Source organism: Blautia faecis (genome assembly GCF_027662325.1).
Classification (GTDB): Bacteria; Bacillota; Clostridia; order Lachnospirales; family Lachnospiraceae; genus Blautia_A; species Blautia_A faecis.
In genome coordinates this window covers 47918-68226 of sequence record NZ_JAQDKY010000002.1, presented here as the reverse complement: position 1 = coordinate 68226, position 20309 = coordinate 47918, and the positions used below count along the sequence as shown (strand labels likewise).

At 37.8% G+C, this 20309-nt stretch carries 39 protein-coding genes; all 39 read right to left on the bottom strand.

Annotated features, from left to right (window positions below; translation table 11 throughout):
• Positions 1-202: 202 nt before the first annotated feature.
• On the bottom strand, positions 203-475 hold the full coding sequence (locus tag PGQ38_RS01695; RefSeq protein ID WP_270430671.1) for a hypothetical protein: 273 nt from the start codon (positions 473-475) through the stop codon (positions 203-205).
• A 162-nt stretch (positions 476-637) separates the two neighbouring features.
• Positions 638-1510, bottom strand: coding sequence for a hypothetical protein (locus PGQ38_RS01690; protein WP_330674421.1), 873 nt, complete (start codon positions 1508-1510; stop codon positions 638-640).
• Between the two features lie 85 nt (positions 1511-1595).
• On the bottom strand, positions 1596-1730 hold the full coding sequence (locus PGQ38_RS01685) for a DUF7336 domain-containing protein (RefSeq protein WP_264294901.1): 135 nt from the start codon (positions 1728-1730) through the stop codon (positions 1596-1598).
• Positions 1727-1876: a hypothetical protein gene (locus PGQ38_RS01680; RefSeq protein WP_173735462.1), complete on the bottom strand. Its 150-nt coding sequence runs from the start codon at positions 1874-1876 to the stop codon at positions 1727-1729. Before PGQ38_RS01680 ends, PGQ38_RS01685 begins: the two co-directional genes overlap by 4 nt.
• The gene (locus PGQ38_RS01675) at positions 1876-2034 is read right to left on the bottom strand and encodes a hypothetical protein (protein WP_173735461.1); all 159 of its coding nucleotides are present in this window, start codon (positions 2032-2034) and stop codon (positions 1876-1878) included. The genes PGQ38_RS01680 and PGQ38_RS01675 overlap by 1 nt, the downstream gene beginning before the upstream one ends.
• 325 nt (positions 2035-2359) lie before the next feature.
• A complete protein-coding gene (locus PGQ38_RS01670; protein WP_173735460.1) occupies positions 2360-2740 on the bottom strand; it encodes an HK97 family phage prohead protease in 381 nt (126 codons plus the stop codon).
• On the bottom strand, positions 2737-3120 hold the full coding sequence (locus PGQ38_RS01665; RefSeq protein ID WP_173735459.1) for a hypothetical protein: 384 nt from the start codon (positions 3118-3120) through the stop codon (positions 2737-2739). Before PGQ38_RS01665 ends, PGQ38_RS01670 begins: the two co-directional genes overlap by 4 nt.
• Before the next feature lie 538 nt (positions 3121-3658).
• Complete coding sequence (locus PGQ38_RS01660) at positions 3659-3883, bottom strand: hypothetical protein (protein ID WP_270430670.1); 225 nt, start codon at positions 3881-3883, stop codon at positions 3659-3661.
• Positions 3880-4131: a DUF7336 domain-containing protein gene (locus tag PGQ38_RS01655; RefSeq protein WP_173735457.1), complete on the bottom strand. Its 252-nt coding sequence runs from the start codon at positions 4129-4131 to the stop codon at positions 3880-3882. The genes PGQ38_RS01660 and PGQ38_RS01655 overlap by 4 nt, the downstream gene beginning before the upstream one ends.
• Before the next feature lie 188 nt (positions 4132-4319).
• Positions 4320-4445 carry a hypothetical protein gene (locus tag PGQ38_RS01650; protein WP_264294899.1) on the bottom strand — a complete coding sequence of 42 codons (126 nt, stop codon included), beginning with the start codon at positions 4443-4445 and terminating at the stop codon, positions 4320-4322.
• A complete protein-coding gene (locus PGQ38_RS01645; protein ID WP_173735456.1) occupies positions 4445-4648 on the bottom strand; it encodes a hypothetical protein in 204 nt (67 codons plus the stop codon). The genes PGQ38_RS01650 and PGQ38_RS01645 overlap by 1 nt, the downstream gene beginning before the upstream one ends.
• 17 nt (positions 4649-4665) lie before the next feature.
• Positions 4666-4989: a hypothetical protein gene (locus PGQ38_RS01640; RefSeq protein WP_173735455.1), complete on the bottom strand. Its 324-nt coding sequence runs from the start codon at positions 4987-4989 to the stop codon at positions 4666-4668.
• The gene (locus PGQ38_RS01635) at positions 4986-5273 is read right to left on the bottom strand and encodes a hypothetical protein (RefSeq protein ID WP_270430669.1); all 288 of its coding nucleotides are present in this window, start codon (positions 5271-5273) and stop codon (positions 4986-4988) included. The genes PGQ38_RS01640 and PGQ38_RS01635 overlap by 4 nt, the downstream gene beginning before the upstream one ends.
• Before the next feature lie 2 nt (positions 5274-5275).
• On the bottom strand, positions 5276-5593 hold the full coding sequence (locus tag PGQ38_RS01630) for a nucleoside triphosphate pyrophosphohydrolase family protein (RefSeq protein ID WP_270430668.1): 318 nt from the start codon (positions 5591-5593) through the stop codon (positions 5276-5278).
• 219 nt (positions 5594-5812) lie between these two features.
• Complete coding sequence (locus PGQ38_RS01625; protein ID WP_270430667.1) at positions 5813-6007, bottom strand: hypothetical protein; 195 nt, start codon at positions 6005-6007, stop codon at positions 5813-5815.
• Positions 6004-6144: a hypothetical protein gene (locus tag PGQ38_RS01620; protein ID WP_270430666.1), complete on the bottom strand. Its 141-nt coding sequence runs from the start codon at positions 6142-6144 to the stop codon at positions 6004-6006. Before PGQ38_RS01620 ends, PGQ38_RS01625 begins: the two co-directional genes overlap by 4 nt.
• Positions 6144-6359, bottom strand: coding sequence for a hypothetical protein (locus tag PGQ38_RS01615; RefSeq protein WP_270430665.1), 216 nt, complete (start codon positions 6357-6359; stop codon positions 6144-6146). Before PGQ38_RS01615 ends, PGQ38_RS01620 begins: the two co-directional genes overlap by 1 nt.
• On the bottom strand, positions 6356-6487 hold the full coding sequence (locus tag PGQ38_RS01610; RefSeq protein ID WP_270430664.1) for a hypothetical protein: 132 nt from the start codon (positions 6485-6487) through the stop codon (positions 6356-6358). Before PGQ38_RS01610 ends, PGQ38_RS01615 begins: the two co-directional genes overlap by 4 nt.
• Positions 6484-6696, bottom strand: coding sequence for a hypothetical protein (locus tag PGQ38_RS01605; protein ID WP_270430663.1), 213 nt, complete (start codon positions 6694-6696; stop codon positions 6484-6486). Before PGQ38_RS01605 ends, PGQ38_RS01610 begins: the two co-directional genes overlap by 4 nt.
• 65 nt (positions 6697-6761) lie before the next feature.
• Positions 6762-7016, bottom strand: a complete 255-nt coding sequence (locus tag PGQ38_RS01600; protein ID WP_270430662.1) for a hypothetical protein — start codon at positions 7014-7016, stop codon at positions 6762-6764.
• A gap of 52 nt (positions 7017-7068) precedes the next feature.
• Positions 7069-7218 carry a hypothetical protein gene (locus tag PGQ38_RS01595; RefSeq protein ID WP_270430661.1) on the bottom strand — a complete coding sequence of 50 codons (150 nt, stop codon included), beginning with the start codon at positions 7216-7218 and terminating at the stop codon, positions 7069-7071.
• Position 7219: 1 nt separating this feature from the next.
• A complete protein-coding gene (locus PGQ38_RS01590) occupies positions 7220-7417 on the bottom strand; it encodes a hypothetical protein (protein ID WP_270430660.1) in 198 nt (65 codons plus the stop codon).
• On the bottom strand, positions 7408-9156 hold the full coding sequence (locus PGQ38_RS01585; RefSeq protein ID WP_270430658.1) for an HNH endonuclease signature motif containing protein: 1749 nt from the start codon (positions 9154-9156) through the stop codon (positions 7408-7410). The genes PGQ38_RS01590 and PGQ38_RS01585 overlap by 10 nt, the downstream gene beginning before the upstream one ends.
• Positions 9128-9886: a helix-turn-helix domain-containing protein gene (locus PGQ38_RS01580; protein WP_270430657.1), complete on the bottom strand. Its 759-nt coding sequence runs from the start codon at positions 9884-9886 to the stop codon at positions 9128-9130. Before PGQ38_RS01580 ends, PGQ38_RS01585 begins: the two co-directional genes overlap by 29 nt.
• Before the next feature lie 10 nt (positions 9887-9896).
• On the bottom strand, positions 9897-10067 hold the full coding sequence (locus PGQ38_RS01575) for a hypothetical protein (RefSeq protein ID WP_173735445.1): 171 nt from the start codon (positions 10065-10067) through the stop codon (positions 9897-9899).
• Positions 10060-10329: a hypothetical protein gene (locus PGQ38_RS01570; protein ID WP_270430655.1), complete on the bottom strand. Its 270-nt coding sequence runs from the start codon at positions 10327-10329 to the stop codon at positions 10060-10062. Before PGQ38_RS01570 ends, PGQ38_RS01575 begins: the two co-directional genes overlap by 8 nt.
• Positions 10319-10642: a hypothetical protein gene (locus PGQ38_RS01565; protein ID WP_270430653.1), complete on the bottom strand. Its 324-nt coding sequence runs from the start codon at positions 10640-10642 to the stop codon at positions 10319-10321. The genes PGQ38_RS01570 and PGQ38_RS01565 overlap by 11 nt, the downstream gene beginning before the upstream one ends.
• Positions 10642-11109 (bottom strand): JAB domain-containing protein, encoded by a 468-nt coding sequence (locus PGQ38_RS01560; RefSeq protein ID WP_270430652.1) that lies wholly within the window; start codon positions 11107-11109, stop codon positions 10642-10644. Before PGQ38_RS01560 ends, PGQ38_RS01565 begins: the two co-directional genes overlap by 1 nt.
• A 30-nt stretch (positions 11110-11139) precedes the next feature.
• On the bottom strand, positions 11140-11304 hold the full coding sequence (locus PGQ38_RS01555) for a hypothetical protein (protein WP_270430650.1): 165 nt from the start codon (positions 11302-11304) through the stop codon (positions 11140-11142).
• A gap of 114 nt (positions 11305-11418) precedes the next feature.
• On the bottom strand, positions 11419-11664 hold the full coding sequence (locus tag PGQ38_RS01550) for a hypothetical protein (protein ID WP_270430648.1): 246 nt from the start codon (positions 11662-11664) through the stop codon (positions 11419-11421).
• Between the two features lie 60 nt (positions 11665-11724).
• A complete protein-coding gene (locus PGQ38_RS01545) occupies positions 11725-12204 on the bottom strand; it encodes a hypothetical protein (protein ID WP_195699345.1) in 480 nt (159 codons plus the stop codon).
• A 210-nt stretch (positions 12205-12414) separates the two neighbouring features.
• On the bottom strand, positions 12415-12606 hold the full coding sequence (locus tag PGQ38_RS01540) for a hypothetical protein (protein WP_270430646.1): 192 nt from the start codon (positions 12604-12606) through the stop codon (positions 12415-12417).
• Between the two features lie 111 nt (positions 12607-12717).
• Positions 12718-12999, bottom strand: coding sequence for a DUF6353 family protein (locus tag PGQ38_RS01535; RefSeq protein WP_270430645.1), 282 nt, complete (start codon positions 12997-12999; stop codon positions 12718-12720).
• 37 nt (positions 13000-13036) lie between these two features.
• Positions 13037-17248, bottom strand: coding sequence for a DUF5906 domain-containing protein (locus PGQ38_RS01530; RefSeq protein WP_270430644.1), 4212 nt, complete (start codon positions 17246-17248; stop codon positions 13037-13039).
• 28 nt (positions 17249-17276) lie between these two features.
• Complete coding sequence (locus tag PGQ38_RS01525; RefSeq protein WP_195699341.1) at positions 17277-17831, bottom strand: hypothetical protein; 555 nt, start codon at positions 17829-17831, stop codon at positions 17277-17279.
• 9 nt (positions 17832-17840) lie between these two features.
• Complete coding sequence (locus PGQ38_RS01520) at positions 17841-18401, bottom strand: hypothetical protein (RefSeq protein ID WP_195699340.1); 561 nt, start codon at positions 18399-18401, stop codon at positions 17841-17843.
• Positions 18386-18640: a hypothetical protein gene (locus PGQ38_RS01515; RefSeq protein ID WP_270430641.1), complete on the bottom strand. Its 255-nt coding sequence runs from the start codon at positions 18638-18640 to the stop codon at positions 18386-18388. Before PGQ38_RS01515 ends, PGQ38_RS01520 begins: the two co-directional genes overlap by 16 nt.
• A 71-nt stretch (positions 18641-18711) precedes the next feature.
• Positions 18712-19620, bottom strand: a complete 909-nt coding sequence (locus PGQ38_RS01510) for a DUF6353 family protein (protein WP_270430639.1) — start codon at positions 19618-19620, stop codon at positions 18712-18714.
• 30 nt (positions 19621-19650) lie between these two features.
• Entirely contained in the window at positions 19651-20244 is a 594-nt protein-coding gene (locus tag PGQ38_RS01505; RefSeq protein WP_270430637.1) for a hypothetical protein, read from the bottom strand.
• Positions 20245-20309 lie beyond the last annotated feature (65 nt).

Sequence of the window (20309 nt, the reverse complement as noted above, 5' to 3'; positions counted from 1 at the left end):
AATCACATCCAAGCCCAAACAAAAATAATTATCACAGCAACAAGATGTAGAACTGTCCATATGGCATAGAAGATATCCGCTGCATTACCATATTCCTTATTTTTAGAGCACATGCATACATATAATACCCATCCAGCGAAATACATGCTGATGGCAATAATCACAGTAACGAATCTGATAATAAACTTTACAGTTTCCAAGTTCATTCCTCCATCTCACCGGCTTTAAGGCAATCCGCTAAATAAGTATAATAGATTTTTCCTAAATCGCTCCTTGCCTTACTCAATGCTTCTGCCATTTTTTCGTCGTAATAGTTGTTTCTGATTATTAACTTATCCCGAAGATGGTCGATTGTCAAAGCACTATCCAACAGTGGATATTTTTCACCAATGAATATAGGCATGCTTCCATGACCAGCTTCAGAAATAGCGGTGAGTATACCTAATAAAGAATCTATAGTCATTTGTTCCTGCATTTTAGTCCTCCAAATAATGTGAAACCGTCACTATAAACGCATATAATATAGTGAGCAAAATCATCGCCCACCACTGCCAAGTATTTATGCTGTATCCCATACTACACATAACAGTACTTTCTAATATCAATACCAAACTGCTAACAACTGTCGTCATATACGTTATTCCTCCCTTATCGCTCGTCTTGCATCAGCTTCCATCTCCGCTATTGTTATTAACCGATCAGGATGCATTTCAGCTGTATTATAAGGTTCCCAAGGGGCTGGAATTTTATTGACTTTCATGATTTCCTTCCTGAGCTCTTCTTTTATCGCCTCACGAGAGTCTACGGTAATCAACTCATTATACGGAAGACTCTCGATCCACTTACAAACCTCTCGCCATTCATCCAGCTTGTGATTCTTCCGCTGTCTGTAGATATTCGCTAGCACCTCATAGTTCAGCATAACGTTACGAGTCTGGTTATAATTACTCGGAAGAAGCTGAATCATCTGCCACCAATATGTTTTATCTCTGGTTTTTAAATATAACTCACGAAACATATTTAGGTTTTTGATCGTGGTTTCCATCATATCCTTAGCAGAATATATGCGGGTTGGAATAGATTCATCAGAAATAAGATGCTCTGTAGAGAAATCCTCAAGAGTAAATTCTTTTTCAGCAATTTTGTGCATCGTACTACAGGAGTTTGCAACAGTACCAACTTTATATGTATCAAATTCTTTCCACCAGTACAGCGGTGCCGTAATTCTCACATACACCGGCATCATTCTCATATACTTCCGATGCTCAGTATCTGCATTGGATAAGCGCTGCATGAGCGAGTGGTCGTTAGATCCAAGTTTTTCATCTTTTCTAAAAAACGAATCTTTATCACATAAATCCCTTTGATTATCATAACAATTCACGCATGATTCATCAGAAAAACACGTATCACTCTTCTCCCAAGAATTCATAGGATTTCTCATTCCCTGAATAATAAACTCCATCTGCTCCGGACTTGCCAGAACCACATTTTCTAATTTAATGCTCATTCACAATATCCTCCCAGCTCAATTTCCACAAGTTTGTCAGCTTCGATTTCCAGAATATCCACGTCGACATCTGATAAATTCTCAACTACAGCTCTTTTGTTACTAGATCTTTAGCCACCTCAGCAGCGTCTTTTTCTGTATAAACACCGAAGATTTTTTCGATATGACCATAACCATAATCGTTATAATAAGTATTTCCATGAACTACATATAAGATCACTTCTTTTCCTCCTCTACAAGTTTTCTTATAACAATGCCTTTCTCCGCATATCTCATGCCTTCCCAGACATTCAACAAATCAAAGAAATCTTTGAGACTGATTTTTCTCTCCGCGAGTTCCTCGATGAAATCTTTATTGTTCGTCATTATTTACAAACATCCTCCACTCTTAATATCTCTACAATTTTCAGCACATCCTCTATCCTGTTAAGTTCTACTCCTCCGACCTTGGCAGCACTCATTGTCAGCATTGCACGACAATCGTCATCTCCAGCAATCCAAAAGTCTGGTCTCAAACCTGCCAATCTATTCCAACTCCCATATTTACCGATAATAAGTACAGGGCAGATTAGGCCGTCCGATATTTCTATCACATCTCTACGTCGTTCTTGTCTAATAGGAATCATACTAGATAAACATGAAAGTTTCGAATAAAGTTCTTCCGCCCAACAATCGTGAACGACTATTTGTATCGTTTTCATTTCCGTCACCCCTTTGAATAATATTTATAATCATTGCTGAGACATGAATAAGCAAAAAAAGCACATTCCTCTAAATTCACAAATATTACATTTTTGATTATTGGACATGGCGATTTTGATTATCTTAGATACTGATTCTTCGTCTAATTTAATCATTTCTCGTCTCCTTTCTGGAAACATAATATTCCGCACTAGATGGCACTAATGTGATAGATATAGACACCAATTCAGCGGAGTCGATAACTTTTATACCGTATTCCATATGACTTTTAACCGCACGATAATATCCACCACATCCAATCTTATCGTCTTCAAGTAATTCTAAGACATCATCCATTCCGCTTTCAATTTCTGCCAAAAGTCCTTCTTCATCTTTAATAACTTTCGCAATACCAATGGGATGTGACTTATCAAAATTGAAGAGCACAAAGACTTTGCTTGGGATTTTAATAGTTGCTGATTTTGAAAATTGGACACCATTTTTATCAATAAGATTATATTTTAGAAACCGCCCAGATAACCGAATCATTCACAATACCCTCCTAAGTTAACATCCACGGCTGTATCAGACTCATCATCATTACTTTCTACTATTTTTAAAATATCAATGATTTTTACCACGTCTGTGACATGTTTAAGACCCACACCATCAACCGCAGTTGATCTCTCGGATAAATATGTTTCTGCTTCTTGACTAGAACAGTTATAGAAATCCGGATACAAACCTTGCGTTTGCCGAAGCGAGCCATACATTCCTCTAATCATAATTGGATGAGATACCTTTTCTCGTATCTCAATCGTATGGGTTCGTCTATTGTACTTGTATGGAATCGTTAATTGCTCAGAAAGGGCTTCAAATACAATGTGAATGTCAATTTCCTTCCGTCTATGGATTATTATGTTAATCATCTCTTTTTGTTTCTCCTTTCTGGTCGGGAATTTTTGCAGTAAGCAAGTCTACAATATCCGCCCATTCCATTTCCCATGAAATCTTTTGTGGCTGGATTCCAATGACGACATTTTAAACACTTTCCGCTTGGTTGAAATAAGTTGGCAGCGATTCCAATATTACTCATATATTATTATCCCTTTCTTTCTGAGGTTGATATGCGCCTAATTAAGAGCCATGCATATCTGAACATTTCTAATAGAACGTTTCCCGTGATGCCTACGATAATTATTTGTGTCGAATATCAGACAATTTTGTTCATACATCCACTTATTGCCATTCTTTCTTAATTTATACCAGCCATGTGGCATTTTATATTTTTTTCTTATCCTCATCACTCATTTCTCTCTTCCGGATCGAGGCTCATAATCTTTACAACCCTTAACTTTCTTCTTTATGACCCTGCCGTAATTAGCATTGCACCAGATTCCATTATGATTAATGGACGATTTGGTTTTATGATCTGTGCAGTTATGGCGACAGCTATGGCATAACGATTTACTCATCTTGCTTCTCCCTTTCTCTTTCTCCTTTGGTTTTGAGTTGTATTTTAATTCCATCATTATTCAATGTCGATATAGATTTAACTTCAGTATCAAGTAACACTTTGTCAATGATGCCGTTTGCATCGAGTGAAGGAGAAACAATAAGAGCTGGAACGGGACCAGTCATAATGTACACGTTAGATCTACAACATGATAATAAATCTTTTAATTTAATCATTCTATGTATCCTCCTAATTTTTCGTCTATACGTGTGTCTTCAGGTATCTCTACGATATAAAACTCGACTTCAGATCTATCGTTGAGTTCTGTAAACCTAGATTGTTGATCTTGTTCGAAGTATTCGTCTTCTGCCTGTTTCTTTACTTTCTCAGCCATTTTACGCGACGAAAAAACACCGAAAATATGTATTTCTTCACCGTATCCGCCAAACCACGTATTCCCGTATACCAAATATAATTTTTTCATATGAAATCTCCTTTATTCATACCTACCGATTTCTCCTTTCTGGTCGTGGGTTTTTACAGTAGTTAAATCTACACCGACCACCAGTAATAATCCCCATAAAGTTTTTTCTAGCGGACTCCCAATATCGGCATTGTAAGCATTTTGCATTTGGTTGAAATATATTATAAAGTTATCCCAATATTACTCACTCACATCTCCTCCACAATATTTTTAAATATATGAACGTAATATGTTTTATCGCCTATAAGAACAACATCCCCATCAAGATCACAACCTGATATTTTTGCGAGTTCAATGATTTCATCTTTATCCATTAGCGTATAGCCCCCAATCGAATCTCCTCTCCATATTCCGGACATATGATATGATCGTGGTAATCGTTAACAAATTCGAAAGCCGTCTCATTAAATTTTTTACTAGCAGCTTTTTTCACATCTTCTTTCTCATAGCTCAACAAAGCTCCACAGTTCATGCATTCTATATTTCTACGAGACCTTGGTTTAATAACTTTAATCATCTTTTTTATTTCTCCTTTCACATTTTGGGTTCTGCCCGATAACAAAAACTGTTGTCATATGCAATGATATTACATCCCCATAAATCGCAAGGAATTGCTCTCGGAACATGATCATTATCCGATGTGAATCCTCGACAATGTATACAATCTATGCAATAACATTTTGCTAATGGTTTCTTTTCAAATCTGTGAGTGATTTCATATTCCCGCTTCATTCTATGTTTTGTTATTCTAATGTAATCTCGGATGTCCTCGATAATAATCAATAAGAACATTCCAATGGTAATAATAATTGCAAAAACTCCAACCACAGCAAAAACATTAACAATGATATCTTTCATTTTGTCTCCTCTTTTCTCATCTTTTCTCTTTCGGCATCAATCTTACCATCATCATATCCAGCCACGTATCCTAATCTGATTTTGGGGTCTTTAAAGATAATATCCGCTCCTCTGGATTTTCGGATTAACGTAATTGCATCAATCAGCTCCTGCTTATCAATTTCAATCTGGTAAACATTTGATGTAAAATCACTAATTGTCTGAAATATAAATTGTTCCTGGGTTTCTTCGAATTTCATCACAATCTCACTAATCAGTTCATCACAGTGATAATTAACATTCATCCCTACTGATTACTCCTTTCCCTAGCCAGCTTCACATCAATCGCTTTCTGCATTTCTTCCGGTGTGACATTGAAAATGGACTCAAGAAGTTTTAACGAAATATAAACGTCCGCCATCTCTTCTAAGAGTCCATATCTATCATCATACCCTCTGATTTGCTTACTTATCTGCTGCTGAAGTTCTGCCATTTCCTCCATGCAAATAGTAGACTTGGTCTTCCAGTGCTCACGTTCTACACTACGTTGGATAATCCTTTCTCGTTCCATAGGTGACAACACAATATGCCCGTTCATTCCGGATATAAATTTTTCTTTCTGCATTGTTTTATCCTCTTCTTTTATGATGTTTGATTACACTGTATATAAATAGCGGAGGTCCAATTAATATCATACTTAGCACCGTTACGATAAGAGTAAAGTTGTCAAGACCGTCGAAGTATCCATCTGATTTATCCGAATAACAAAATCCAACACCTAAAAGCGTGCCAGTTATAACCCATAATAATACGATAATTTTGATGATCAACATCTTTGCTCTCCTTATCTCATATGATTATAAAATCCTCTGCTAACAAACAGCACGCCCTTGATAAAAGCGTCGTTTGCTTTGGGGTTCACAGACTCTAAAATCTCTTTCATATTCTTACATACTTTTGTCATCGCACAACAATATCCGCAAGCAAACGTACATCCAAAAAATAAGATGGATAATGCAATATAAACAATTGTATTCATTTTTCATTCTCCTCCAGAAATTTCTGTAACTGCTCCATAACATATTTCTTGCCAGCTTCGAAACCGGTATTATAAGCAGCTGTGACTACATCCGTGGAACTGTCTAATATTTGTAAAAGAAACTCGCCGTATGTCATCACTCTATTTCCTCATCATTAATAATTTCGTCGTGCGCCGGTAGATGTCTCCATGTTAAAATCTGAACACCGTTTACTTTATCTTGATTCATAATCTGATTACAAATAGCCTGGAGCTGTCCAGCAGCCTGAATACATCCATCAACTTGAACGACTCTGTTACCGATGCCGTTCTCAGTCATATATAAAACATAATAAGTCATTTTCACTTTCATTTGTAATTCCTCCCCTTCTTCTCTAAGTTATCAAAAAAATAAGCGATTCCCATTCCCATAAACATGCAGCCAACAGTTGCTAACACGCCAAGAATTCCAACTTTAATAACAAATATCAGTGTGCTCAATTGTTACCCTCCATTTTCTTTAGCATTTTTATTTTCTTTAGCATTTTTACTCTCTTAGGATCTTCTACATACTCTACTGGCTTATGGGAATATAAATTCTTCGGCTCTGCCAGGCATTCATTGCATGGGTCGTCAATATCCTCTTTGTCGTAGTTCTCGCAAGTTTTGCAGTATTTAGCAAAATCTACCTCTTTATAATCGTATTGCATAAAATCATCCTTTCCAAAACAAAAAGAAGAGACCCGATTTTCTCGAATCCCTTCCGCTGTTAAAATTACTTAAAGAACTGTCGCATTACAAATTTCTGATACCTTTTAGTCACCTCATACGCCGCATACTCTGTTGTGAAGCCATTAAGGACCCGATTTGAAAAATCCGTAAATGATACGCCAAAGTTATTTCCATCCTTTCTTTTGATTTCAACAACCAGACTGTCATTTTCGTTAATCTTTACAAATATACCGCCTTTAATGACTCCTTTGAGTTTTTCGTATAAATGGTTACTAAACAAGCATTCGTAATCTAACATGCATCTGTTCCTCCTCACATTTTTCTCATAAGAGGAACTGTTTTCTACGCGATTACTCTTCATCATAATCTTCTACCTTAAAACCAAAACACCATTTTATCATCAGTTTCTGAAACCAGTTGAAATGATGTTCTACTGTAAAATTAAGTGATTTAAAATCGCTTCCAATACTGATTTTTGCTCCGTTTTTAATTTTGTGCATTTTAATGACCATTTCCATTCTTCTCCTCCAATGCTTTAATTGCCTTATGCAAAGCCAGACTAAATGTGAATCTAATCATAGATTTCATATCCGCCCTTGGTGCTGGTGTATTTTTTATCATATTCCGTAGAATATTAGCTGCTTCTTGATCTGTCATAGCCGTCTCGAAAAATTCAAAATCATCTTTACTTAATTCCATTTGGTAAATTTCCTTTCATTGAACTTCTTTTTCTTATCAAGTGCTTTGCTAATCGCCAGGTCAATGCCGCTTCTACTCTTCAGATGGTAGTAATATAAATCCTTAAACGGTGTATTCAGTCTGTCGATTCTGCCGCAAGCCTGTTCCATTACTTTGTAGCTGTAGTTTTGTGAGAAGAATATAATCGTGTCTGTTTTAATACAATTCCAACCGGAATTTCCCGCAGTGTATTGACAAAGATAAATCCATCTCTCACTATTTGGTACTGGTTGATGAGCATGTCCAGACCACTCAGCGATTTCGTAGCCGACATATTCGTCATCGCTTAGGAGATGCAGAAGCATTTCTCTTTCATAGTCAAAATTGTAAAATATAATAGCCCTGGGAGTTTTCTCTAAAATCTCCATCAGAGCTATCACACGGGATTCGTCCGTATTCACGATTCTTCTCAAAATATAACAGAGTTGAGATGCCTGGCTAATCGGCTCATTCTTGAATGGGTCCCATCTATTTCGAGTCACATCCTTGTATTTCGGAATATCATACTTGCAATATACGTCCGAATGATGGGAAACTGTGGACCGTTCGAAGTCGATATCTACAAGGATCTTATCTCGTAACCGAATAAGCCTTCCGGTATTCAAATACCGATCTATCTGGGGATATTTGGTAAATCTGGAATATACGATATGTTCTCTGGCGAATTCAGTTTTATTTTTATAAAAACCGTTGGCGATGAATAACGGGATGTAATCTTCGAAGGAATCCCCAGGCGTTGCTGATAGAAGAATCCAGTTATTGTTTTTAGCAACTTTTAAGAATGACTTGACCCATGCTCCAGAACCACATACGCGTTGTTCATCAAATAAAAAGAATGCACCCGTAACATCCGAATACTTTTTAATATTATTCCAAGAATCTATAACGATCTTATTGTTATAAAGTTCGTTCTTCTTTGAATCGGTGGACAGCCTGTAATTCGCTATTTCAGAATCCCACTCATATGTATCCCTCTTCATAGCGGTGGTAATAATATATAGATCCTGCGGGTTCTTCATCGGAATATATTCCTGATTTACAAAACTACCGCCGTTTTCTTTGAAATAATAATATAACCCGGTCCTACTTTTACCAGAGCCAACTCCTCCACAAAGCACTGAGCCATTCCGTAATTTGTTAACGGCGTCCATCTGACAATCGTATAGAAATTGTTTTGGTTTTTCTACCAGTTTGTCCACATATTCAACATGGTAACCTTTTATAGTATCTTTGTTCTCATGCAAATAATGGGATAAATTACCGGAATTAGAACCTATTGCTTTTGCACATTCGTGTAAATTGGGATACACCGTATTCAACTCAGTCACTCTTACTGGACGTATCGTACCTCGCCCTCCGGATGGTTTTCGAATGCCAGTAGCATATGCGTGCTTAACGTTTTCACTACCGGTACACCATTCAAGATTCACCACTCGATTATCGTCTTTTACTCCGTTTTTATGATTTACTTGGAGATCCGGATGCGGTCCACCTAAAAATGATTCGGCAACTAACCTGTGCACAGTTTTTCTACTCGTTTTTTTATTCCCATTTATGATATTCATCAAGGTTACTTTCAAATATCCATCATTGTCATAGTGTGCGGATTTTATTTTGTGTGTCCTCTTATTTCTTACTTTTCCTTGATCGCTAACTTGATACCTAGGAAAATCATAAACATCCATCCATGTTTCGTCCATCTAAGACATTACCTCTACAAAATACAGGTGTTGGAATAGCCCATTTGCCATTTTCTTTCTTAGCTCCAGGGAACTTACCGTTCTTAATGTTTCTGCGAACTGTGTCTTCAGACACTCCCAGCTTCATGGCAAATTCTTTCACAGAATATGTACGCGGTCTTGTTTCTGGCGATAGGTCAATACCAAGAACAAGTTTCTTTTCCAGTGCTAAAGGTTTATCTTTCGGTAACCATTTCTTGAATACATCATAGTAATATCCATGGTTTCCAAATAATCGTTTGGCCATCGCCATTGCAAGACCCTTCTCAGGGTCATACTGTTCATTTTCTCCACACTTTACGATTGTCTTAATTTCATCGTCCCAGAAAACGATTGTATAGGGCGGATTGAATATTACTTTTTTAACAAACATGAGTGCTTTTTGTCTAGGCGTTTTTTCTTTATACATTTTGTTATATTCCTTTCCTGATATATTGTATCTGTAACCATTTTTAAGACTGCCTGTCAATAATGTGTTCTCAGCCCGAAGTTCTTCTTCTAAATTTCTCTCTAATAGCTGAGCCTTTGTTAAAGGCATCCATTCGCTTGGTGTGCTGAATGACTTTTTATGAGTAAAAGGATCGACACATAAGCTAGTCGAACATTTATCACATGGCGAACTGATATTACTCCTATTCTCGCGAAATCTACAATTATCACAATTATTACTATCGTTCATGGTTGGTCTCATTTTATTCCTCCTACATTCGGTGTCTGGCATCATGAAGAATCCTCTGACGTTTATTCGGATCTGGTTCATCCTCCAGCCGCCTTATAACTTCTTTTGGATATAAAAGTTCCTTGGCCGCTGTAACATCTTCTCTCCATGACAAAACAGCACTTGGTTCTTTTACTTTGCCCCATTTAATCATCTTGACTTCCCTTCTTCAGTTCATACCCATCAATTTGTCCAATTGCCATTTTCTTTACGTTCTGAAGTAAGTCAATCATTCGATCAATCTCAGCAGTATCTCGAAAAACAATCGCCATTTGTTCTGGCGGCTCTGATGGATTCTTGGTAAACATGTTCGGTCTTGCCATAGTCGCACGATAGCACTGTAATGTAGATTTTATAATGAATGTGATATCGGTTGTTTCATCTGCGTTTTTATTTCCACGAATTTTAATTTTCATCTTCTATTTCCTCCAATATAAATCCATCTTCAACTTCCGCAATATATTTTTTATCAGGGAATTCATTAACAGTCATCTTAGGACCACATGCAAGAAACAACATAGCAACGGTCAATTCTGAATCATTAAACCTTTGCTTATAAAATTCTTTGATTTTTTGATAAGCAGAAGGCGTTATGCAAATTTTTCGGCAGTCAAAGGTGTGTTTTTCATCACCATACGGTACATCATAACCGAGATGTTTCGCTACGTTTGCATAGAACTTATCCAGTTGACAGTAGCATTCTTCCTCTTTTAAAAATATAGTCTGCATTATAAAATTCCTTCCTCCGCAAAACTTTTGTATACCCAATCGCCAAGAATGATAGAGTCAACAAAAGGAATACCTAACAATTCGCCAAGTTTCTTTAATTCATTACTCACATTTAGGTCTTCTTTACTTGGCGTAGGATCGCCAGATGGATGATTATGAACCATTATCATTTTAGCGGCATTGGACAGCAAAATTTTTTGTGCTATACCACGTCGGTCTACGAGACATGTATCGTTGTTCCCAATACCAATTTCAAAAAAGGCTTTTAATCTAAATTTCATGTTAAAACTCAATAAAAATACATGTTCTTCAGAATATGTATCCCATTCCATAGTACGGCATAATTGATATACTTTTTCACTATTGGTAAAGTTATTTTCTATTTCGGGGATATACTTCGAAAACACCAGATTCAGCATGACGAATCCATTTCCATCGAGCCTCGTTTCATATTTTCTTATGTTCATGATTTTCCTTTCATAGAAATTAAAAGAGCCCTATAATAAGGACTCTTCCTCTGTTTCTTCCACCACATCTGGTCCCTCTCCGTACAATTCAGCACATAATTTCGAATCTGGGACAAGAAATATACAAGAACCTTCTGTAATACTGCATTTCCAACCATGGTATTCGTCCGTTCTTACTGCGCATTTACAAGTCATGCAAAATCCTCCTTGCTGTCAACTTGAATTTCTTCATTGATTGTTTCCTCCAAATATAAAAAGAGCCTTAGCTATTTCTAGCCAAAGCCCTTTTTACAGTAAACAATTCTACAGTTAAGAATCTTCTGAGTTATCATCTTCGTAATCGAGACCATATTTTTTACAGCATTCCTTAGCTCCTTTTAAACCTTTTTTAGCCTGTTTGATAAAATATATATCCGCCGATTTACTTATAGTTTTCAGTGCGATATAGTATATAAAATCCCCCAATTCTAAACCAAGTTTGATTCCTATTCCAACCTTTAATGCTGTTTTAAAAATTCCTTTTGGCTCATAAATTATCATTTTGTGATTTCCCATTTTTAAATTCTCCTTATGTATATAATTGTTTTCCATTAGAGAACTTGTTTTTATCGCGTATTACTCTTCGGGACTTTCTTCCTCAGCATATCTCGCGGCAAAACGATCAATATTCTGAGTTACCTCCATAGCTGATAAATATGCCGCACGACCGTTCTTTCCGCCAAACTCCCAATCATATGGACGAATATCCATGTTCACACTCTGAATATCAATCTCGTCGAGCATAGCAATCATCTCCTCGTCGATAAGATTATGAGCCTCCCCTGTGAGAAGATAAACTTTCGGACCACGAGCATTGAATTTTACTTTAATCGGAAGATACATGAATGGACCTTCTTCCTCGTCTCTTGGCGGATTGACTTTTACATTCCACCCTTCGGCGGTCAATCTCTCAGCAGTCTCCTCGTCTGGAATAACCATAGCGAAATTTCTATCACCCTCTCTGTTATACTGAGACGGAGCGCCTGCAAAGTTTCTAAAGATGATTCTTGCACCATCTACTTGAATGTTACCATTGTTTAAAAATCTTAATTCCATTGTTTCTATCTCCTTTTGATATAATATTTTCTGATATATTTCTTTTGATAATGAATACCGTCATCTGTGTCCAAGTAATCGCCAACGATGCGATAATCAATAAGTCTTCTAAAACCTAACTTGTATAGTAATCCAAGCAAGTATTCCTTCCTCCTGAATAAATATAAAAGAAAGAGCCTCAGCTATTTCTAGCCAAAGCCTTTCTGTGAGTTATTTTCTTAGGAAATAATTCATTGTCACAACATACACAGTAATACCAACCCCTGCCCGCGCCGTTTTTCTTATTGCCGTGGCTGTAGTGTCTGTATCTTCGATATTGTTAATCGTGTTTAAAGCACCATAGCCTCCCAATACGCCACCTACCCAAAGTATAGCGTTAGCTACCATTTCTGTTTTTCTCATATAAATTTCCTCCTTGAAATATTTTTCTCATAACAGAGACTGTATTTTGCGCGAATATTGGATAAACGAAAAAAAGAGCCTCAGCTATTTCTAGCCAAAGCTCCACTTCTTTTAAAACAGTGGTATCAAACCCTCGAATATAATTTTGATATCATGTTCGTTAATTGGAATTAGTGTAAATGATATGTTCTTTTTCTTCCATACAAACATCTGTCCTTCAATAGTTCTTGGAAAACCCAACCCATCAAAAGCATCGTTCAATGACACCCATGAGCTATGTTCCAATCTACTTTTTAGATTGTTTTCTACGATTTGAATAAACATTACATTTGCTTCCCGACTGTTTGTCCAATATAGAACATCTTTGTCATATACCCTTTCTATTCGTTTCATAAAAATATCACTCCTTTCTCGTAATAGAGACTGCATTTTACGCGAACGGAATTTCCTCTGGCGCATCTTCTGGAATGTTCATAAAATCCTCAAGTCTCGGTGGTGAGGTATAGGGGTCATCAGATACGAACCATTCAAAGTCACCGTACTTGGATATGGCTTCTACCGCATCATCCACAAGTTTATCATAGAATGAACGGTCGATAAACTCGTCATTTCCGCCGTTAAACATGATATCGGACTCCAACCAACGGTACCCAGTGGTTCCAGTTGCTGCGTAGTATTTACCTTCTTGTTCTCTTACAAGAACACCGCCACCTTTACCAGTTTTAACCGGACAGAACTCTCCAACCTTTCCTACAAAGTGATAATCATGACCTTCTGCTATTTTTTCAGCAAGCTCTGTAGCTTCGGGTTCGAATAGTGTATCAGACAATTTACCTTTCTTATAATCGTTCTCAATCTTCTCCAAACGCTTCTCATATCCGGATACATCTGGAAGTTTCTCATTCATATCCAAATATAAAGCTGATTTTACAGAGAATGTTTCGCACATATCCCGAATGTCGACAGGTTCTTTGCTAAATAATGTCTTAAATACATACGGTACCGCAAACTGCTTACCTGTAGCTGTCCATGGGTCTTTAATGTGATCCGCATTGTCTCCTGGAATATATCCATATAACTGCTCGCATTCTTCTGGCTTTTTGTACTTGGCAATATAAACCGCGTTATTCACAAGGCACATGCGGTCGTAGGTCGCCTCGTGTTCGAATGTATATCCATATCTCTTACCAAAGTCCATAACAAATTTGATAATCTCTGGCGTGGCATCTGGAATCTTGATTGAGTCTGTCTTAATATGTGCAACAGTAAAACCTCGTTTCTGAACCTCATTCTTCAGATCTACCATGAACAGTGCGCCTCGTTTAGCCACAATGTTGTCCTTATTACGAATGTCACGGAACGCATTGTCGAATTTGGCTGAAGTCAGGCCGTATACAGAGTTAATTGCTGTCTTTAGTGCATTAGCCAAATCCTTAGCTGTCATTTCACCATCAATTACCTTCTGAATATAAGGCGTCAACTTCCCGTCAAGCATATGATTGACTTCGTCCCAGGCTTTATGTTTTATACTCACACGACCCTCAACGATGTCACGGAACGCCTTGGTATATCTCACTCCAAATAAGACTTCAGCAATCGTACTGTGAGGATGCATAGAAGCAATGTCCAGCAACGCGACGTTTCCATACGTACCAGGCTCTGCATATACATACCCACCTTCTCCGACTTCTTCTCCTCGATAGATTGAGACTCCGTTTTCGTATCTATATCCCGGAAAATACGGAAGTAATGACCCCGCCTCCCCATGGGTTTGACTCATCATTTCAGGACACGCTTCAGCAAGGAATTGATATGTATCCTCATCCAAGTCGAGTACTGGTTCTGCAAGATTCCGATAATGGAACTCATTCTGAGGGTTCTTATTATTTCCAAATATAAATTTTGTTGTGAGCGTATTTGTGGTGTCATTCACACTCATCCCTGCGAGATCTGCCAGAATCTGTCTTGCTGTCCAATCTGATTTCAAATAATAAAAGCCCGCCTCAGTAGCAATAACATCGTCATCGCAATACTCAGCAACCTCTTGCCATCTTGATTCTGGAACTGGCTGATCCCACGGAAGTCCAAGCTCATGATGTTTAATGCCTTTCAGCATCTCTCTTAGATCATCGTCCATCTTAGATTTTGGATCGTTTGCAACATTACTCATCTCAATCTCAAGTTTTTTCAGACTCTTTTTATTACCAGCTGAGGCGAAGTCGTAGACATCCGTATAAGAAAGATTGTATGCCTCGCCGAATGTGTACTTTTTTTTTTCGCCTTTTTTTGTGTTGATGATATGCTGGGAAAGTTCATATATCTGCTGATTGTCATAACCGAGCATGCAAGCATAAAGCATGTGATTATCGTACTGTCTGCAGTTAAATCCAATCAGCCTGTATTTTATAAGCTCTGCGATATCTGTTGGTCTTGGATTGATAAGTCTGACAATAGGTTTATCTTTTCCTTGAAATTTCCAATTTACAAGAAATAGATTAGGAAATACCTCACAATCAAAAAATATAATAGGCTTTTCTACATCGCCTGTGGTATTGGGAGCAGCTTCTTCAGACTTGAATTTCATTTTAGACACAAGCTTGATACAAAGGTCAGACTGATTTGAACTTTGGGCTGCGAAAGCGTACACAGCGTTCTTCATATCGGATACATCATAGCTCATGCCGCTGTTGTAAGCATCTTCAAGTACTTTATAAATGAAGTCCACGTTCGGTTTAGTCCCCTGGGGATGAACTTCTTTTGCTAAGCACTTCTTTATAGTTGTTCTCAGTCCCTTTTCAGACTGAATAATATCTGTACTTATCATTTTTTCCTCCTTCATTGGTAAACCTGAACTGATTGTTGCTATCAACAAAGAATTACATAAAGTAAGTTTTCTTCTGAGTGAGCTGTTGCCAGTAAACACTTTGATCTCAATGTCTTTGTCGTATATTCTGGAAAGCTTAGATACATCCCCTTTGTAAATATAATGAAGATGTAATCCAGCACCACCCTTACTTACCTCAGCATACGTAGCAGGCCATTTGCTGGCGGCTTCCAAATTCTTCTCAAGAGATTTGTTTCCATCCTCGTCTTTGAGATCGAAGTCGATTACGATCAACCATTCTGGAACTTTGACATAATGAAGCTTAGAAACATCCAGATCTTTGAGTTTGGTCTTGACTTTCGTCCATCCCTTTCTTGGGGTTTCGTCCGAGTTGGCATACTGAGCGGGATATTCTCCACAGATATCCTCGAAGGGTCCAATTTTTCCAACTTCAGGTGTTTCAAATTTGATCCACGAAGCTCTTCTACTTTTATCGTCATCTCTTACCTCTTTTACTTTTTTCTCAAAAATATCGCTGCGAAAACCGCTATACACGTTCCTTGAACCGGCGCCATCATTAAAGGTCTCTGTGAACTCCCGAAAATAGTTCTTCAACTCCTCTTTAAATGTTCTTTGAGAAAATGGATACGGAACTCTTGCATCCTCGCAATAAACCTTATACATCTCCCACGCAGCTTTAAGAGTTGTTCTATCGTCCTTTTTGAACACGCGAAAAGAATCCACCACAAAGTTATAGAAGTCGTTAGATGCCCCCAACATTGCTATTGGCGTATAGTTGTCAAATGCGCCTGGATTCTCCAAATATACTTTCTTGCAATGGTATGCTATTCCTCCAAGTTCGAATGCCACCTGATCCATCGCTTCCTTATATTCTCTAGGATTGAGCTTGTTACCAGATGGCGATACGTCAATAAGTCTTCGGATCAGACCAGACTTTCCATCTGTAATCTTTACCGGCTTATTAGTTCCCATAAATAGAAAAGCATTAAACCGGTTAGAATATGCAGATTTGAATTTCTCATTAACTGTCATGAGCTCGTGAGAAACAAGACTGTTTAATCGGGTGTTGTCTTCAATTCTTGATAGGTCGCCGTCATGCTGAATAGCGACCAGTGGATTGGTTTTGAATGCCTCTAACGCAAAAGAGTTATTACTCGATCCCAACGCCTTAGCATCAAATACCGAATAATAACCCTCAAACAAAGCTTGTATGATATTTAAGATTGTAGATTTACCTGTTCCTGCGGCACCGTAAAGTACCATAAATTTCTGAATATATTTTGAATCACCTGCAACTATAGATCCGATGGCCCACTCAATTTTTCTTCTCTCTTCTTCAGAGTATAAAGTAGAGATTAATTTGTTGTAAGCAGATATATTTCCCTGTTCCAATGGATATGGAAGCTTTTTACTGGCATAATCAGTTTTTTTAGTCTCCATATTGGAAAATATCAATTCCTCATCAAGTGGATGATAATTGTCTCTAAGCTGTTTTTGACAGTATTTATGCCAATCGTCGATCATTCCAGAAGTAGCATCCCACATATACAAAGTATGTACCGATTCGTTTCCGGAATTTTCTTTGTATTTTATTGTGAAATTTTTAAGCTCTCTGTCAATCATATCAATGACGTCCTGCTCATCGGTTGACCATAGACCATTTTCTTCGACCCAGACGGCATAGAAATCTCCACCCCGAATCATGAGATCAGATGATTTTTTCATTACAAAGTTTGGATAGATTTCAACAACACCCTGCTTTTTAGAACGCGTGGAAATCCTTACAAAATCAAGCATTACATTAGTGTTTCTCCTTTCCTAAATATCAAGAAAAATTGTCCAGATACCAACACAGCTGTTGCCAAATTGGTACCTCACGCAGGTCTTTTCGACAGTTGCGGATTACGAATAAACCGCCCTGTCCATTTGGTTCATATTCGCGATCAAGGAATTTTTCTATAACAATATTAACAATTTTCTTATCAAACTTATTGTTATACATCGTGGAAAGACCAAGATTAGTGATCATTTTCCAGAACCACTGCCCTGTACGATTACCATAATTTGGGTCATCCATGATATTTTCCTCACACTTGACAGCAAGAGCAACCAACATTTCGAGCACTGTACACGGACCAGCAAGACATTCGCTTATTTCTTCGTAGTATCTCTCTCTCCCAGTCTCCTGCGCAAATCTCCATCTCATGCTTATGCCGTCATTAGCTCGGTTTGAATCGTCTTTAATGGTCCACCGGAACTCTATTGTATGAAGGTGCATAAGCAGTCTTCGATACGTCACGTTCTTTCCGAAACGGTCATCAGACACGACACCTGCGAGAAATTCAAAATAATTATTTACTGTTTTTTCTTTATCCATCATGCCTCCGGATTAATCGTCAGTGTCTCCGTAAACATCGTGATAATTTCGCCCATCGAGCAGAATCTCATAGTCGGTCTGCTCTTCATCATTTCTTACAAATACGGAGTCATCCTCGTATTCTCCAAAATGACCAAGTGCATCATCTCCGATATGCTCCTCATAATCTTCCACGATGTTGTCCTCATTGTCAGTTACTATTCCGTCTTCCCAATATGTAAGAGTTTTTGTGTTATAGCCAAGCTCGTTAAAATCGTCCGGTGAAATGACATAAGGCTCATTCATACTCTCTTTTTCCTCCTCTTCACTATTTGAATAATCTCTATACCCATTTGTCTGGATTGTCTTTGTCAAAGTTGCAAGGTCGTCTTTTGTCGGGGTATAAGGCTTCTCTTCTTCTGGCTTTTCTTCTTTCTTGTAGAGTCTACCAAAAGATTCTTTCACTGAATCAACATCCTCTTTAAGCCGTCTGTCATACTCATCCTTCAAATATAACCAAGTTGCTGCGGAGCCAATGATAGCCCCAACAGCAAATAATACGAAATCACGGTTAATCTTTAAATTTCTTCCCATCGTTTAACCTCCTCGTATTTTTTATTCTTTAAAATATAAATACAGCCGCAATAAGTAACATAGTCAAGATACTTCTGTTTACACCACGCTTTAATAGATGCTATACCTACATTGCATTCAGCAGCTGCCACGTCTTCTCGAATGAAAATATGGGTGTTTAATTTTTCGTTTGGATTTAAAATATCCTCATTTTCGAGATTGTTTTCCAAAATATAAACAATCAATTCACGTCCGGTCATGACTATTCTCCTTCTCCTAATATACAATCCATCATATCTCGCAACGGGTCTCCTGTACCCATTCCAAACGTTCACATGAGATCGTAGATATTGCCGTCTACATTGAAATCAAGAAGAATAGTACGTTCGTAACCGTTTACAAAATCTCTGTTCGAAGCTCTATTGGTATCGTAAATACCAAAATCAACGAAATTATCGCCAACTGGATGTTTTTCATCGTACACCCAACCAATGACCATTCCGTCTTTTGTGCGAGGAATTCCAAGCATATCGTACACGTCATTCAGTAACAACCAACCCTGCTGTTTCAGGCGCTTTGTAGCTGCATCCTGCTGCATACGAAGAAACATGAGATTAGCTTCTGGGTCCTTAGTCCAACCGGAACATCCATCATCATAAAATTTCGCATACGGAGAATACGTATTTGGGTCAGCAAGTTCGATTGTTTTCTTTTCTACAACCTCAGTACCGTCTTCGCTTACGACAGTTTCCTCTACTTCTTTAGCTTTGATATTATATTTGAGTTCACGATCAAGCTCCTTACCGAATCTCTCGATTACACGTCCACGATATTCTTTAAAGCTTTTGTCAACTGCCGTATATGCCGCTGCGAGAGCGATGTTTCTCTTTCTAAGGATGTTATTTGATGTAAGAATAGCTGTGATAGATAGCCCTCCAAGCACCACAGATGGACCATACAGCTTAGCAATGTCAAGAGCTGCCTTACTGTAAATTAAGGTCAGAGTTTTTTTTCCTTCTTCCTCTGTGTAGTTTGTTTCATCTGCGTGGAAATCCTCTACTCTTTCTTTTGTGTCATTCAGAGTGTCGCTAAGCTTCATAGTAGCTTTACAAGCCATGATTGCACTCGCTACAGCTCCAACTACACCTGCTACAACCAGGATTTCCGGACTGTGTTTTTTCAATTTGAAACCTGCTTTATTGATTGCTCTGGTTACATTTGTCATGTTAAATTTTTTCATTTTGTTAATTCTCCTTTTCTAAAATATTAATCAAAGTGGTTTTGCTTTAGGCAGTTTAAGGAAATATTCTCCTCCTCTGCCTCTGATTGTTTCAGCAGTTCTAATGCTTGTCCATCCCCATCTATAAGCGGTGAATGGAGCCGTTTTTCCAATCATGTCGTATAAATCCCCAACCGATACGGAATCGTATTCATTAAGAATATCTGTCATTCCATCCAGGACAGCTTCCGCATCACCGCGATTATCAAAACTGATTTCATCCAGATCGAATGACGTAGATGATTTACTCGAATATGGTCGGTCGCTCTTTGAATAATCTCTGTATGATACCTGGTCATAAGAAGACCGTTTCTTTCCACGTACCTCTCCATAAAGCATCATTTCAGCACCATTTATCACAGTTTCAAATATGGCTTTTTTGATGGTAGGGACGATTACATCAACGAATAGATACGATTTCACGCTATTCACATCTTCAGCGAATATAGTGTCTTTGAATTTACTCATTTCAGATTTTTTTCTTGTTTTCACATTTCCGCTAACAATTTTCTGGACTTTCTTCTCAGAAGCTTTAGCCTGCTCTGCCTTATATCGGTGAGAGTTTGGTGTAGCTTTAATATCCATTTATATCCTCCTTAACTAACCATAAGAAGATTACCAGGTAGAGTAATCTTTGAGTTTGGTAATCT

What these genes read in the sequence shown, in the direction of transcription:
- PGQ38_RS01615 (WP_270430665.1), bottom strand. Translation starts at nt 6,359, where the DNA reads ATGAAAGTGAAAATGACTTATTATGTTTTATATATGACTGAGAACGGC.
- PGQ38_RS01650 (WP_264294899.1), bottom strand. Translation starts at nt 4,445, where the DNA reads ATGGATAAAGATGAAATCATTGAACTCGCAAAAATATCAGGTTGTGAT.
- PGQ38_RS01510 (WP_270430639.1), bottom strand. Translation starts at nt 19,620, where the DNA reads ATGAAAAAATTTAACATGACAAATGTAACCAGAGCAATCAATAAAGCA.
- PGQ38_RS01520 (WP_195699340.1), bottom strand. Translation starts at nt 18,401, where the DNA reads ATGGGAAGAAATTTAAAGATTAACCGTGATTTCGTATTATTTGCTGTT.
- PGQ38_RS01580 (WP_270430657.1), bottom strand. Translation starts at nt 9,886, where the DNA reads ATGAGACCAACCATGAACGATAGTAATAATTGTGATAATTGTAGATTT.
- PGQ38_RS01560 (WP_270430652.1), bottom strand. Translation starts at nt 11,109, where the DNA reads ATGAACATAAGAAAATATGAAACGAGGCTCGATGGAAATGGATTCGTC.
- PGQ38_RS01600 (WP_270430662.1), bottom strand. Translation starts at nt 7,016, where the DNA reads ATGTTAGATTACGAATGCTTGTTTAGTAACCATTTATACGAAAAACTC.
- PGQ38_RS01605 (WP_270430663.1), bottom strand. Translation starts at nt 6,696, where the DNA reads ATGCAATACGATTATAAAGAGGTAGATTTTGCTAAATACTGCAAAACT.
- PGQ38_RS01665 (WP_173735459.1), bottom strand. Translation starts at nt 3,120, where the DNA reads ATGATTAACATAATAATCCATAGACGGAAGGAAATTGACATTCACATT.
- PGQ38_RS01640 (WP_173735455.1), bottom strand. Translation starts at nt 4,989, where the DNA reads ATGAAAGATATCATTGTTAATGTTTTTGCTGTGGTTGGAGTTTTTGCA.
- PGQ38_RS01525 (WP_195699341.1), bottom strand. Translation starts at nt 17,831, where the DNA reads ATGATGGATAAAGAAAAAACAGTAAATAATTATTTTGAATTTCTCGCA.
- PGQ38_RS01595 (WP_270430661.1), bottom strand. Translation starts at nt 7,218, where the DNA reads ATGCACAAAATTAAAAACGGAGCAAAAATCAGTATTGGAAGCGATTTT.
- PGQ38_RS01575 (WP_173735445.1), bottom strand. Translation starts at nt 10,067, where the DNA reads ATGATTAAATGGGGCAAAGTAAAAGAACCAAGTGCTGTTTTGTCATGG.
- PGQ38_RS01530 (WP_270430644.1), bottom strand. Translation starts at nt 17,248, where the DNA reads ATGCTTGATTTTGTAAGGATTTCCACGCGTTCTAAAAAGCAGGGTGTT.
- PGQ38_RS01545 (WP_195699345.1), bottom strand. Translation starts at nt 12,204, where the DNA reads ATGGAATTAAGATTTTTAAACAATGGTAACATTCAAGTAGATGGTGCA.
- PGQ38_RS01680 (WP_173735462.1), bottom strand. Translation starts at nt 1,876, where the DNA reads ATGACGAACAATAAAGATTTCATCGAGGAACTCGCGGAGAGAAAAATC.
- PGQ38_RS01660 (WP_270430670.1), bottom strand. Translation starts at nt 3,883, where the DNA reads ATGATTAAATTAAAAGATTTATTATCATGTTGTAGATCTAACGTGTAC.
- PGQ38_RS01535 (WP_270430645.1), bottom strand. Translation starts at nt 12,999, where the DNA reads ATGAAACGAATAGAAAGGGTATATGACAAAGATGTTCTATATTGGACA.
- PGQ38_RS01585 (WP_270430658.1), bottom strand. Translation starts at nt 9,156, where the DNA reads ATGGACGAAACATGGATGGATGTTTATGATTTTCCTAGGTATCAAGTT.
- PGQ38_RS01625 (WP_270430667.1), bottom strand. Translation starts at nt 6,007, where the DNA reads ATGAATACAATTGTTTATATTGCATTATCCATCTTATTTTTTGGATGT.
- PGQ38_RS01570 (WP_270430655.1), bottom strand. Translation starts at nt 10,329, where the DNA reads ATGAAAATTAAAATTCGTGGAAATAAAAACGCAGATGAAACAACCGAT.
- PGQ38_RS01565 (WP_270430653.1), bottom strand. Translation starts at nt 10,642, where the DNA reads ATGCAGACTATATTTTTAAAAGAGGAAGAATGCTACTGTCAACTGGAT.
- PGQ38_RS01630 (WP_270430668.1), bottom strand. Translation starts at nt 5,593, where the DNA reads ATGCAGAAAGAAAAATTTATATCCGGAATGAACGGGCATATTGTGTTG.
- PGQ38_RS01515 (WP_270430641.1), bottom strand. Translation starts at nt 18,640, where the DNA reads ATGACCGGACGTGAATTGATTGTTTATATTTTGGAAAACAATCTCGAA.
- PGQ38_RS01645 (WP_173735456.1), bottom strand. Translation starts at nt 4,648, where the DNA reads ATGATTAAAGTTATTAAACCAAGGTCTCGTAGAAATATAGAATGCATG.
- PGQ38_RS01655 (WP_173735457.1), bottom strand. Translation starts at nt 4,131, where the DNA reads ATGAAAAAATTATATTTGGTATACGGGAATACGTGGTTTGGCGGATAC.
- PGQ38_RS01590 (WP_270430660.1), bottom strand. Translation starts at nt 7,417, where the DNA reads ATGGAATTAAGTAAAGATGATTTTGAATTTTTCGAGACGGCTATGACA.
- PGQ38_RS01690 (WP_330674421.1), bottom strand. Translation starts at nt 1,510, where the DNA reads ATGAGCATTAAATTAGAAAATGTGGTTCTGGCAAGTCCGGAGCAGATG.
- PGQ38_RS01695 (WP_270430671.1), bottom strand. Translation starts at nt 475, where the DNA reads ATGCAGGAACAAATGACTATAGATTCTTTATTAGGTATACTCACCGCT.
- PGQ38_RS01505 (WP_270430637.1), bottom strand. Translation starts at nt 20,244, where the DNA reads ATGGATATTAAAGCTACACCAAACTCTCACCGATATAAGGCAGAGCAG.
- PGQ38_RS01555 (WP_270430650.1), bottom strand. Translation starts at nt 11,304, where the DNA reads ATGACTTGTAAATGCGCAGTAAGAACGGACGAATACCATGGTTGGAAA.
- PGQ38_RS01540 (WP_270430646.1), bottom strand. Translation starts at nt 12,606, where the DNA reads ATGAGAAAAACAGAAATGGTAGCTAACGCTATACTTTGGGTAGGTGGC.
- PGQ38_RS01620 (WP_270430666.1), bottom strand. Translation starts at nt 6,144, where the DNA reads ATGACATACGGCGAGTTTCTTTTACAAATATTAGACAGTTCCACGGAT.
- PGQ38_RS01550 (WP_270430648.1), bottom strand. Translation starts at nt 11,664, where the DNA reads ATGGGAAATCACAAAATGATAATTTATGAGCCAAAAGGAATTTTTAAA.
- PGQ38_RS01635 (WP_270430669.1), bottom strand. Translation starts at nt 5,273, where the DNA reads ATGAATGTTAATTATCACTGTGATGAACTGATTAGTGAGATTGTGATG.
- PGQ38_RS01670 (WP_173735460.1), bottom strand. Translation starts at nt 2,740, where the DNA reads ATGATTCGGTTATCTGGGCGGTTTCTAAAATATAATCTTATTGATAAA.